The 12,537-nt window shown below is 59.3% G+C and carries 9 protein-coding genes and 1 tRNA gene; 3 read left to right on the top strand and 7 right to left on the bottom strand.

Annotation, left to right across the window (positions count from 1 at the left end; translation table 11 throughout):
- The first annotated feature begins 171 nt into the window (after positions 1–171).
- Positions 172–2,001 (top strand): arylsulfatase, encoded by a 1,830-nt coding sequence (locus FYK55_RS03470; RefSeq protein ID WP_150074928.1) that lies wholly within the window; start codon positions 172–174, stop codon positions 1,999–2,001.
- Between the two features lie 235 nt (positions 2,002–2,236).
- Here the strand turns inward: FYK55_RS03470 and FYK55_RS03475 are convergent, their stop codons facing one another.
- The 6 genes from FYK55_RS03475 to FYK55_RS28905 all read right to left on the bottom strand — a co-directional run bounded on the left by FYK55_RS03475 (position 2,237) and on the right by FYK55_RS28905 (position 10,000).
- A complete protein-coding gene (locus FYK55_RS03475) occupies positions 2,237–3,580 on the bottom strand; it encodes a sigma-54-dependent transcriptional regulator (RefSeq protein ID WP_150074930.1) in 1,344 nt (447 codons plus the stop codon).
- Positions 3,581–3,590: 10 nt separating this feature from the next.
- Positions 3,591–5,420: a sensor histidine kinase gene (locus FYK55_RS03480; RefSeq protein ID WP_150074932.1), complete on the bottom strand. Its 1,830-nt coding sequence runs from the start codon at positions 5,418–5,420 to the stop codon at positions 3,591–3,593.
- 747 nt (positions 5,421–6,167) lie between these two features.
- Positions 6,168–6,425: a hypothetical protein gene (locus FYK55_RS03485; protein WP_150074934.1), complete on the bottom strand. Its 258-nt coding sequence runs from the start codon at positions 6,423–6,425 to the stop codon at positions 6,168–6,170.
- A 385-nt stretch (positions 6,426–6,810) separates the two neighbouring features.
- Positions 6,811–9,153 carry a thioredoxin domain-containing protein gene (locus FYK55_RS03490; protein WP_161604279.1) on the bottom strand — a complete coding sequence of 781 codons (2,343 nt, stop codon included), beginning with the start codon at positions 9,151–9,153 and terminating at the stop codon, positions 6,811–6,813.
- Between the two features lie 402 nt (positions 9,154–9,555).
- Positions 9,556–9,753 carry a hypothetical protein gene (locus FYK55_RS03495; RefSeq protein WP_150074938.1) on the bottom strand — a complete coding sequence of 66 codons (198 nt, stop codon included), beginning with the start codon at positions 9,751–9,753 and terminating at the stop codon, positions 9,556–9,558.
- A 91-nt stretch (positions 9,754–9,844) separates the two neighbouring features.
- Positions 9,845–10,000: a hypothetical protein gene (locus FYK55_RS28905; protein ID WP_161604280.1), complete on the bottom strand. Its 156-nt coding sequence runs from the start codon at positions 9,998–10,000 to the stop codon at positions 9,845–9,847.
- A 442-nt stretch (positions 10,001–10,442) separates the two neighbouring features.
- Here FYK55_RS28905 and FYK55_RS28910 point away from each other — a divergent pair, with 442 nt between their 5' ends.
- Positions 10,443–10,877: a nuclear transport factor 2 family protein gene (locus FYK55_RS28910; protein WP_161604281.1), complete on the top strand. Its 435-nt coding sequence runs from the start codon at positions 10,443–10,445 to the stop codon at positions 10,875–10,877.
- Between the two features lie 129 nt (positions 10,878–11,006).
- Here FYK55_RS28910 and FYK55_RS03505 read toward each other — a convergent pair whose 3' ends face one another.
- Positions 11,007–11,255 (bottom strand): hypothetical protein, encoded by a 249-nt coding sequence (locus tag FYK55_RS03505; protein WP_150074942.1) that lies wholly within the window; start codon positions 11,253–11,255, stop codon positions 11,007–11,009.
- A 360-nt stretch (positions 11,256–11,615) separates the two neighbouring features.
- Between FYK55_RS03505 and FYK55_RS03510 the strand changes: the two genes are divergently transcribed.
- A tRNA-Arg gene (locus FYK55_RS03510) sits at positions 11,616–11,689 on the top strand.
- Positions 11,690–12,537: the final 848 nt, after the last annotated feature.

The raw sequence follows: 12,537 nt of genomic DNA on the forward strand, positions 1-12,537 counted from the left end.
CGCTCGGGCACCGGTAGGTCAGGCTGTGCCTGACGACGGATCCTGCGTGCCCCACCGCCGGCACGATCCCGCGCACAATATCGGTTCGCGATTGACTCCCGCGTTTCGGTCGGCCGCTTCAGCGATCCCGCTCCTCCCCGCGCTCCCCCCAGAATCCCAACCGTGTGTTCGATGAAATTCCATCTCCTGCTGATTGCCGTCCTGTTCGCTCTGCTGCCGACGACGCTCCTGCCTGCCGCCGAGTCTCCGAACGTGATCGTCATCATGACCGACGACCAGGGATACGGCGAATTTGGTTGCACCGGAAACCCGGTCGCGCAAACGCCGCACATCGACAAACTCGCGTCGGAAAGCGTTCGGCTAACCGACTTCCACGTCGCACCGATGTGCACGCCAACCCGCGGGCAATTGATGTCGGGTCTGGATGCGTTTCGCAATTCAGCGATCAACGTCAGCAGCGGTCGAACCCTATTGAAGGCGGACCTGAAAACCATGGCCGATGTCTTTCACGAAGCGGGTTACCGGACGGGGATGTTCGGCAAATGGCACCTCGGCGACAACTACCCCTTCCGCCCGCATGACCGTGGGTTTGACGAAGCCCTGTGGTTCCCCTCGTCACACATCAACGGTGTCCCCGACTACTGGGACAACGACTATTTCGACGACGTCTACTTGCGCAACGGCAAGCGAGAAAAGTGTTCGGGTTATTGCACGGACCTGTTCTTTGACGAAGCGATTCGCTGGATCGGTGCGGATCAAACTGCCGACTCGCCGTTCTTCGTTTACATTCCGACCAACGCGGCGCACTACCCGCTGTTTGTACCCGACCACTATCGCGAGCGATTCGAATCGGAGGTTTCCAAACATCCGGAAGTCTTTGAACAACTGAAGGACCGCCCAAAGCGACAAAGTGATCTGATCAGCTTTCTAGCCATGGGCGCCAACATCGACGACAACGTCGGCAAGCTCTGCGCGTTCCTGGACGCACAAGGACTTGCCGACAATACGGTGCTGGTGTTCCTGACCGATAACGGCAGCACGTTCGGACAGGACTACTACAACGCGGGGATGCGTGGCCGAAAGACTCAGCTGTGGGAAGGCGGGCACCGCGTCCCGTGCTTCATCCGTTGGCCGGGAGAGATCGAACCGCGGGAATTCGATGAACTAACCGTTGTCCAGGACTTGATGCCCACGCTGGCTGAACTGGCGAACGCGTCGGGCCACTTGCCGGAGGATTTGGACGGACGCAGCCTGGCTCCCATCTTGCAAGGTACCGAGGACACGCTGAGCGACCGGATCCTGGTCATCAACTACAGCCGGATGCCGACCTTCAACGTCGGATACACCGACGGCAACCCCGCGATCCCGGCCCGAGATGGCGCCGGCGTGTTGTGGAAACACTGGCGACTGCTCGAGAACCGCCAGCTCTTCAACGTGGCGGAGGATCCCCATCAAGACCACGACATCGCTGCGGAACATCCCGACGTGGTGGCCAAGCTCCGTCAACACCTCAACGGCTGGTGGGACGACGTCAAAGATCCGGTCATGGTGCCGGAACGGGTGATCATCGGCAGCGAACACGAGAACCCGTCCTTGCTGACCGCCTGCGAATGGCTGGACGTGTTCGTCGACCAACAGATTCAGATCCGACGCGGGGTGCGCAAAAACGGCGTCTGGCACCTGATCGTTGATCGCCCCGGCCGCTATGAGTTTCAGCTGCGACGCTGGCCGAAGGAGGCCGATACCGAACTCGCAGCCGGGCTTCCCCCGGTTACCGTCACCGATGGGCAATACCTGCCCGGCCAAGCCCTTCCGATCCGGGCGGGCCGAATCCAAGTGGGCCAGCAGCAATCAGAACGCCCCGCCGACGCTGACGGCAAGTCCATCACGTTCGGGCTGGATCTGACGGCGGGACCGACGGAGTTGCAAACCTGGATGCTCGGCGACGATGGCCAGGAGATCTGCGGAGCCTACTACGTGGATGTCCGCCGCATCGACTGACGCCTCTGCCGTCGCCTCATTGTCGGCTTTCACTCCGTGAAAGCACCATCGGTCCGCAGAACCTCAGTGACTTCACGCTCCCACTTGGCCCACTTGGAAGTCGCTGCACCTTGTTTGACTAAAGCCGCGAAGCGGCGACAGCCATCCGCTTGGGCGAGAGGCGACGCACTCCAACTCTCGCTGTCAATCGCCACGCTCTGGCGAGCGTCGCTACTTGAACCTGGCGACGTTCCGGCTAGGCGGCCTTCTCGTCAGCCGAATTCAGCTTGTTGTAAAGCGTCTTGACGCTGACCCCCAATTCCTCCGCGGCCGCCTTCTTATCGCCTCCGTTTCGCTCCAGGGCCCGTTCAATGGCGATCAATTCCAATTGCTTGATGGTCATCGGTCCGGAATCACGCACTTCGTGCCGAAGCTGGCGGCGGCTGAAGTGCCGTGGCAGGTGCTCCGCATCGATCGGCAGCGCGTCACACAGGATCGCCGCGTGTTCGATCACGTTGGCCAATTCGCGCACGTTTCCCGGCCACTTGTGCGCCAGCAATTCGGACTCCGCGGCCGGAGTGAATAAGGCGTCGTCGGTACCGTCGTTGCGATGCCGACGCAGCAGATGTTTTGCCAGCGGCAGGATGTCGTCGGTCCGCTCGCGGAGTGCCGGCACGTGGATCTCAAAGGTATTGATCCGGAACATCAGGTCCTCACGGAACTGTTCCTCCTGGACCATCTTCTCCAGGTCGCGGTGCGTGGCACAAATCACGCGAACATCAACGCGTTTGGACTGATTGCTTCCCAAACGCCGGATGTCACCGGTCTCCAAAACCCGCAGCAACTTGGCCTGCATGGTAATCGGCAATTCACCGATTTCGTCCAGGAAGATGGTTCCACCGTCAGCGACCTCAAACAGGCCGACGCGGGCACTGTCGGCACCGGTGAAGGCGCCTTTGACGTGTCCGAACAGTTCGCTCTCGATCAAGTTCTCGGGCAAAGCCCCGCAATTGATTGAAACCATCGGTTCGTCGGCGCGCAGGCTGGCCTGCTGGACCGCTCGAGCGACCAACTCTTTTCCGCACCCGGTTTCGCCTCGGATCAGCACCGTGCTGTCGGTCGGTGCGACCTTCTCGATGACCCTTCGCACCCGATCCATGGCGGCGCCGTTGCCCACCAGCACCGAATCGCCTTCGGCCTGCCGGACACGATGCTCCAATGCCGCAAGCCGGCGGCAAAAGGACAGCCGACGGTGCACCTGGCTCAGCAGCTGCTTGATCTCTTTAAAGCTGCACGGCTTGGTCAAGTAGGCGAACACGTGATGTTCGATCGCGTTGAGCGCCGACGGCAGATCGGGTTTTCCCGTCATCACCACGGCTTCAATTTGAGGCCGGATCTGGCGGGCTCGCTGGATCACCTCCGAACCGTTTAGCCCCGGCATGTCCAAATCCACGATCAGACAGTCAAACGGCTCCCGCTCGAGCGCCGCAACCGCGGTCAGACCGTCGGGGCAAATCACCACGCTGTGCCCCAACTTTTCCAATTGTTGCTTCATCAATGTTTGCAGCGACGGTTCATCGTCTGCATACAAGATGTGCATGGATTCATTTTCAGGCGGCCTTTTGGACATGCTTCCAATCCGTGGAGAGATATTCTTGATGCTTCTTGGCGGCCGGCGTTCCTCGCGAGACCGCGTCTCCGGCAGCTTGACTGGGGAGCCGCAATACCATGCGGGATCCCTTGCCCTCGCCTTCGCTGTACGGCGTCAGTGACCCGTGATGCAGGGAGACGATTCGGTAGCTGATGCTCAATCCCAATCCGGTCCCGGTGTTGTCACGGCGTCGGGTAAAGAAAGGTTCGAACAGGTGATCGATGACTTCCTGATCCATCCCGCACCCGTCGTCTTGAACGGTCACGACCGCTTGCTCGGGTTCCCCGTACGGCCCCGGTTCGGTGCGAACAAATACATCAACACTGCCCTCCGTGTCTACCGATTCCAAGGCGTTGGAAATCAGATTCAACACGACTTGCTGAATTTCCTGTGAATTGCAATGCGCGATGACTCCGCGGTCACAGTGGGTGCGCAGGGTCTTGCAACGATACTGCCCGACCTTGCTGACCATCGACACCACGCCCTGGACCAGTTCGCCGATGTCTTCCAGGTCCCGACTGGAATCGCTCAACCGGCTGAAATTCAACAAACGGCCGGTGATGCCTTTGCAGCGGAAGGCTTCTGATTGGATCAACGCCAAACTGGTCGCAAGCTCTGCCAAGAACTCTTGATTGATGGCTTCCCGTTCTTCTTCGGTAAGATCCTCCAAGGATCCCTCCAGGGCTTCGGCACTCCACGCGATCGCTCCCAGCGGATTGTTGATCTCGTGCGCGACGCCGGCGGCCAAAAAACCCACACTCGCCAGTTGTTCGCTTTGAATGACCTCCCGGGTCCGGTCACGAACCTCCTGTTCGGCGTGCAGTTTGGCCTGGGTGACATCGGCAACCGCCCGGTTGAACCTTTCGGTGATGTCGTTGACGGTGTCGGCCATCGAACCAATTTCATCATCGGTCCCCAGCAGAATCTTGTGCTGGTGATGCCCACTGGCGATCAACTGAGACCCCCGCAACAGCGTTCGAAACGGGACGACGATCAACGTCCAGAACTGCCAGGCCAGGAACGCGATCAAGAAAGTCGCCATCCCGGTGAAAAGTAAAAATTGGTTCTTCTTGGCACGTTGATCGTCGTGAACATCGTCGCGAAAGTTGGACATCGCCTCATAGATGGTTTGGTAATGTTCGTGTGTCAAACTGACCAGCTGATTGAACGCATCCCGAACCCGAGCGTGTCGCTTTTCCACGGACAGCGTGACCGGGTCCATCGAAGACGTGCCCTCCCACTCCTTTTTGGCGGAGGTATGTGATCTGATGATCGCTTCCAGACTTTTCAGTTGACGGTTTCGGTCAACCAGCAAGTGGGTTTCGCGCGTTGTCGCGGCGTGATCGGAAAGGTCCTTCTGGTATCCCTCGAACTCGTGCTCCATCCGCATCAGCGCAATATCGATCAGGGCTTGCTGGGTCTCCAAATCCGATTCGTCCAGCCGGTCCATGTCGATCATCCGTCTCGCTTCGCTAATGTCGACGAAACGGTCGTGCGCGGTGCTGGCGCTATCGGCCCACCGGCTCAATTCCTGGGCGGAGTAAAGTTCGCTGGCCAGCTGGCTGATTTCGTTGGCCAGCCCGCGATCTCGGACCAATTGAGAGTAGCTGCTATAGAACAGCAGCCCCAACACGAGCGCCAGACCGGCCAGCCCCGTGATCATTTTGGTGCGAATCTTCCATTGACGCATGGGTTCGGTGCCTTCCTTAGCCCGCGGGACGCTGCTGAATTCGCCGTGAAACACGCTCCCGCCGACGATAGGACGACGACCGCTCCAGGACAAGATCATTCGGCCAATGAACTCGCCCCAACAATCCACCTCCCGTTTGGAGGTCGTCCAACTTTACGAGCCGGGAAAAGAGGCGCTTTTCTGAAATTCACCCGTCCTCCGGGAAGGTCCACGGCGAGACACGAGCCTTTGGGGAGAGTGTCTTCAAGCACCCGCTGAAATCAATGACGCCGGACGTGCCCTCCCCGCGTCGTCGCAAGCTCCTCCGCGACCCTCCCGGAGGGAGGGTGAGTTAAATCCGCATGCCCCAGGGCCGGAGGCCCGACAGCTCCCTGCCGGGGACCTTGGTCCCCGGTTCCCGGCCATCCCCCTACCCAGCCCCGAAGGGGCGACAGCGAAAAAAAGCATCGGAATCAATCAACCAGCCGAACCCGGTTGCCGTCACCTGCGTCACACTGACACACGGATTTATCTTGATTTCTTCAGGCCAAAGAAAGATAATTCCGTTGTCGGGTCGCGCTAACGCGGTGCGACGGACTACTTCCGAACGACTTCGGGACTCGCTCTGGTTGGCACCTGAGACCCAAGTCGTCTCACCAAGTATTTAAAGGAGGTGATCAAGTGGATTATTGCTGTACTAGCCAACGGGGAAGCAACCCGTAGACCAAGTCGGCGGGCTGACACTACTGGGTCAGCTTCCCCACTCGAGATCATCTTTTGGTCACGAGATATTGCCCGTTTGTCGAGATTTTACCTTGGTCTCGGCAAGCGGGTTTTTTCATGCGCTCCCATCGCCACCGACCAATGTCACAGCTCGCCGACGGACTCGCCGCGTTTGCTGTACCGCTCTCGCGTCGCCACCGCCAAGCAAAAGAAACAGATCGACAACGCGACTAGCTGAACCGCCCCCAACGGGGGCATCTGCAGCCAACGCGAGACGAAGTAACCCAAAAGAGCAAACAGCAGCGCCGCCAATCTCCAGGGACGCTGCGTATCCGTTTTCGAGGATCCAGGAAAAACCTCCGGATCGACCCTGGGCGGCGAATAGGGATTTGTAGGCAACATCGTTCCATTAAACCAAATTCGCCCCCTGTCCGATTGAAAATCGCCAAAGTGACCAACAAGTCCGCCAGGGCGCAAAACGGCACGATCCCTAGCTGGGCAGCGCCACTTCGGGTGAGCCGCGTGGCGCTAGCCGCGGGTTTCCTCGCTTCCACCGGCGGCTAGCGCCTTGCCGCTCATTGCACTGCGAATCATGGTGTTTTTTGATTGAAAGTGCCGCTGTCCCTAGCCGCGAAGCGGCGACAGCCCCCTGCCGTCGGCGTAAGCCGACGGACACCGCCCCCAAACAACACCAGCCGCGAAGCGGCGACAGCAACACCGCCTCAGCGAGAAGAGCGACAATCCACCCCTCTCGCCGCGCTCCCGCTTTTTCAACAACCAATCGAGTTCAGTCACGTGGACGATCCCGCTCACCCCCGGACACGATTGTCACTGGCACTTGAAATGAGCTGACCTCCACCGGCAAACACCGTCGATCATCACAGGCTTGCGTCGTCACCCGGACCGTGACCTTGATCTCACCATCGACCGCCTCCGGCCGCACCGTCACCGGAACCGCAAACTCGATCTTCCCGGTGTACGCGTTGATCGCTTGATCCAACGATTCGTCGACCCGGCGCTCCCCTTCAGGCCGCTGCGTCTCTCCGATCACCAACGATTTCGATTCTTCCACCTCAATATCGCTGGGCTGGACGAATGGGGCCTCGGGATTCGCAGCGTACAAGTGCCACGCCTCATCAATGTCGATGACCGCGGTCACGATGAAGGTTTCGTCGACACGAACTTTGGTGGCCGTGCTGGAGACTCGAATCCGGAGAGGACCAACGCGTCGCTCCAACCGATCGCTCTCGGCGTCGGCGGTCATTGTTCCGGCCGCTCCCGTGCCGTCTTCGGCGCGGGTCGCCAACCACCGCGACGTGGCGACCAACAGATCCTCACAGGTGAACGGCTGCTGCTTCATCCGTCCCGCCAGTGACCGCAGTGTTCGCTCTGCTGATTCGCGGTAGGCCGGGTTGCCGGTCAATTCCGACAGTTCAATCAGGACATTCGCAGCAACCCCGTTCGGGTTGGGCAGGTTGCCACCGCCGCCCAGATGCTTCGACCGCACCAGCAGAACCTCATGATCGTCGGTCGTGAAAAAGAACCCGCCGTCTTGGCGGTCTTCAAAATCCGCCAGCAATCGATCGGCCAACGCGGTCGCCTGGCTCAGCCAACGTTCGTCGCCGGTCGCCCGGTACAGCTGGAGCAACGCATCGGCAAAGTAGGCGTGATCATCAAGGTATCCCGGCAGCTTGGCGGTCCCGTCCCGATACGTTCGCAACAGCACACCGTCTCGAACCATTTGATCCAAAATGAACTCCGCGGCTCGTTCGGCCGATCGGATGTAGCGGGGTTCATCCAGCAGACGTCCCGCGTAGGCCAGCGATCCGATCATCAAGCCGTTCCAGCTGGTCAAGACTTTGTCGTCCTTGTGCGGCTGCGGCCAGGTGTTTCTTTCGACCAACAGCGCCGAACGGATTGCTGCCAGCCGCTTCCGCAACGCTGCAGGGTCGGTCTTTCGTTGCTCAGCGATCGTCTCGATCGACGCTTCCAGGTGCGGGATGTTCGTTCCCGTTTGCTCGCCGGTCGACTCCTCGCGGAAATTCCCTTCCGGCCGGAACTGGTAAATCTCTGCGAACAATTCGGCTTGCTCCGGAGTCAACACTTCCGACAATCGCTCGATCGGCCACACGTAGGCTTCGCCTTCCTTGCCGACTTCGCCGGAATCGATCGCCGAATAGAACGCTCCCTGCGGCGAAGTCATTTCCTGACGGAGCCACCGGTCGATGTCGGCGACGGCGTCGCGGTAACGTGGTTCACGGGTCAATGCGAAGCCGTCGGCGTAGGCGCGCATCAACTGCGCGTTGTCGTACAGCATCTTTTCAAAGTGCGGCAAAAGCCACTCACGGTCGGTGGCGTACCGGTGAAAACCGCCGCCAAGATGATCGTGGATCCCGCCCAACCACATCGCATCAAGCGTCTGCGTCACCGGCGGCAGCAGCGAAGCATCTTCGGTGACGCGGTATTGTTCAATCAGCAATTGCAGGGTGCCGTGCGGTGGGAACTTGGGGGCACCGCCAAATCCGCCATGAACCTCGTCGTAGCCCGCGGCAAGCTGCGCCGTCGCTTCTCCGACCAAAGCCGCCGACAGTTCGGGACGTTCCTCGAAGCCCGATTCGCCCAACCGCTCGGCCGCCTTCGCCAGCATGTCCGCCTGTTTCTGTACATCGTCACGGCGATTCTTCCAGACCTCATCCAACTGCTTCAACACCGCAATGAACCGCTGCTTGGGAAAATAGGTTCCCGCCATCCAGGGCCGCCCATCCGGCGTCAGCCAAACCGAGTTCGGCCACCCGCCGCGCTGCGTCATCAACTGGGTGGCAATCATGTACTGCTCGTCCAGATCAGGACGCTCTTCGCGATCGACCTTGATCGGAACAAAGTGTTCATTGATCACCGCGGCAACTTCGGGATCCTCAAACGATTCCACCTCCATCACGTGGCACCAATAGCACGTCGAGTAACCGACCGACAGAAAGATCGGTTTGTCTTCTCGCTTCGCCTTCTCAAAGGCTTCGTCGGACCAGGGGTACCAATCGACGGGATTGTGGGCGTGCTGAAGCAGGTAGGGACTGGTTTCCTTGGCCAAACGATTCGTGTGCGCTGGCTCGTCTGTGTTCGGATCGTGCACCGTTTCTTGAGCCTGAGTGTGGGAAGTGAAGGGAGGGATCGGACCAAGACTCGCGAAGGCGGCGAACAACGCAACGAGAAGCCGCCAACGACCGCGGCGGATCCGGTCACGAGTCGATCGACAACAGCCGTCAAAAACGTTTCGGCAAGTCATGGAACCAAAGCTCAAATGGAGAGACAGTTTCGTGGAAGGGTTGAAATGCGGATGCTGGGTACGACGTCGTGTTTCGACTCCAGTCGCGAAGCGACGCCAGCCCCCTGCCGTCGGCGCAAGCCGACGGACACGGCTGCCCAAAACACCACCAGCCGCGAAGCGGCGACAGCCATCCGCTTCAGCGAGAGGTAAGGAAATCCTCACCTCCCTGGAATGTACCTGAGCGAGAGCGGATCCCAACCAGGCTTGTCACAGCCCCCAGGATGAAATCACCGACAGCAAGTAACGAATCGAGTAGATGACCAGCATCACGGCAATGAAGCCCCACGAAGCGTAACCGACGACGCGCTCGAAGGCGTTGAACTCCAACAACCCCTTCCGCTTTCTCGGCTCGGGCGCTGGAGGCTCGGTCGGTTCCGGCGGCTGGTACGGGTTCGGATCGCTCACGAAAGAATTCTTCCCGCAACAAACGTTGCCAAGACCAGCCGAGTGCACGGTGGCCGTCGCGACGGTTGGCAACGGGCAGGGTGACAGAACATCACGGATCGCTGGGCACGACTTCGGCGTGTTCGGCGGGAAAGGTCCAGGAAGGCGAAAATCGAACGAATGGAATCAGACACAGGAACACGAAAAACAGGAAACCGGCCGCCACCACCACCAAGGCCCCCGCAACCGTTCGCCGACGGATCTTCATGACGGCCTCCTCGATTGCCCGGCAGGGAGTTTCGATCAGGTACTTCGACCCCCAGTCTATCGAATTTGGCGATCCGATTCAGTCGTGGAGCTTTTTCGCAGAATGCCGTAGATCGTTTCGGGCTGCCTGTTTGTCCGTGCCAGAACTTCGTCGACATCGACCCGACGCAAAGTGCAGGGGGCAATCAACACGCCGGAGCTGCCGGCGGCTCGATGTTAGCTCAAATTTCCCTCCCGGAACAGAATCACCAAACCCCTCTGGCGAGCCGTGTCGTACAATCGCCGTTGCTCCGGACGGCAGCCAACGACGTCGCCCGGCGCTCTGGGGTACCGCGACCGTATGCGGTGTGGTGAGTACCGTCACGCAAGCACCATCGGTTGACGAAGAATTTCGATTGGTCCGAGGTCCCGGGGCACAATTCAAAAAACTGGAGAGGTTTCCGATGTTGAACATCAAATCCGTTGCGTTCGCATGTTGTTGCCTTGTCGCTCTTTCGCCTAGCTGGGCGTCGGCCGACGACATCGCCGACATCAAAAAACTCGACGCGGAATTTGGCCAATCGTTGGTCGAGGGTACCGGCACGTGGTTGAAGAACAATCTTGCCGACGATTTCAAAATCGTCCTCCCGAGTGGCGACGCTCTCAACAAGCAAGAGTATGTGGAAAGGTGGACCAGCGACACGTTTGTCGTGACATCCTGCCAGACACGAGGGATCGATGTCCGATTGTTTGGAAACGTTGCGATTGTGATCGGTCACGGCCCGATCAAAGGGGAAGCGTATGGCAAGCCATTCGACGAGATTCAACAATGGACAGAAGTGTTTGTCAAAACGGACGGGAAATGGAAATGTGTGTCGTGCCACGTTTCGAATCGATAGCACGCTAACGTTTTCTCCGTCAGAATTGATCGCGAAGAGAAGACCGGCGCCCCCGCACTGCGTTCGAAAGCCACGACGCAAAATGCGGGAGCGTGCACGCGGGGATCGCCGGGGTTTGGCGGCGACTGGTCAACGATGAATCAACAGTCCGGCAAATGCCAGTTCATCGACCAGGTCCAACCAAGTCTGAGAGGACTGAAACACGCGCAGAATCTCGGTCGCGGGACCTTCAACGAACAGTCCCCAAATCTGCATCGTGACGATCGCGGCCAATGCTCCGTCCTCGGATGGGACGACATTCAAAGTTGCCACGCTGGGATCGATGTGCAGGCGGCAAATCTCGCGGCCGATTTCAAGACGGGCGTTGTGCGGTGTCATTTCCAAAGCCTCCGCCGCAGGGTTAGCAAATCGTGCGCCAAGGGCTGGGTAGCAGAGTAACCCCCGTGTTTCAGGCCGCGGGGAATCCGGGGTGCGATTTGTTCAGCTTGGACGCCGCTCTTTTCACGCTCATCGGCGAACTTCCCCGCGAATCGGGAAGTCAGGTAGCCAGGTCACCGCGCGATGGCACACATTGCCGACAGAGTGCCGGCCAGATAGACTTCTGCCGAATCGCTCGATCCTATTTGTCGAGTGATGGACTGGCATCCTCGGTCCCCACGACCGGCGACGCCGCTCCGTGCGACCCGAAAGGGGTGAGCGTCGGTACCAACGAAACGTACCCAACAGAAAACATCCCCCGCGCCCATAGCTCAGCTGGATAGAGCATCGGACTTCTAATCCGACGGTCGGAGGTTCGAATCCTCCTGGGCGTGCTGACAGAAAATACCGTCATTTACACGATAACGCCCCTGAGCGTTACCACCGTTTTGGTGTGCGGCCCCGTTTCAAAACTGAATCTGTACCGAAAAACTCGGTCCGGGTTCGCACGGGAGTCCCACCGATGGCAAGACCCAAGGCTAAAGCACTGGCACGCCGCTACCACGTGAGCGGCTAATCTGTTGGCACGATCGCGGGGCGCGACTTCTATCTCGGCAAGCATGATTCGCCCGAAATGCCGCGCCGATTGCTCTCTATCAACAGAACGGCCTAGCGCTTCCCAATGACTTCGATCCGGCCGACTTGGACGCCCGCGCTGCGAGCTTGTTTGGAAAGTCAGCATCAAAGAGAGATTGACCCGCAAGTATGTCAACCGGCTGATGGAAGTGATCGCGAGGCCCACCGGCGTCAGTCGCCCGACCGTGTATCGCGTGATCGACCAGCGGGCTTAAGCGAATCGCCGTACTGACTGGCACTTTCAATACGATCCGGCGGGGGTGGATAAAGAGCCGAGCCCTTAAACCTGCCGATCCCACCCTTGAACTTTGCGTCACAGACCCGCTGGCAAACGAGCGGCAATCGGCTTCCCTCCATTTCAGCGGCACGCGACGGCCTGCGATGTGAGCAACTGCATGCAACCGTCAGAGGAACCGTGCAGGGTGACGCTGTGAATCACCACCACGGGCAGGAGTCGAAGACTGCCGCGGATTCTTGACCCAGCACCCAGGGGGCTGAACACCTGCGTATCGGCTATCTTAGAAACTTACGTTTAAAATGCTTGTGAGTGTTGCTAGCGCAAAAAATCTCGCAGGCCTCAGTGGGGAAAATCATGCTTCAATCGTCC

The sequence above is a fragment of the Roseiconus nitratireducens genome, assembly GCF_008629675.1.
In the GTDB taxonomy this organism is placed as follows: domain Bacteria; phylum Planctomycetota; class Planctomycetia; order Pirellulales; family Pirellulaceae; genus Stieleria; species Stieleria nitratireducens.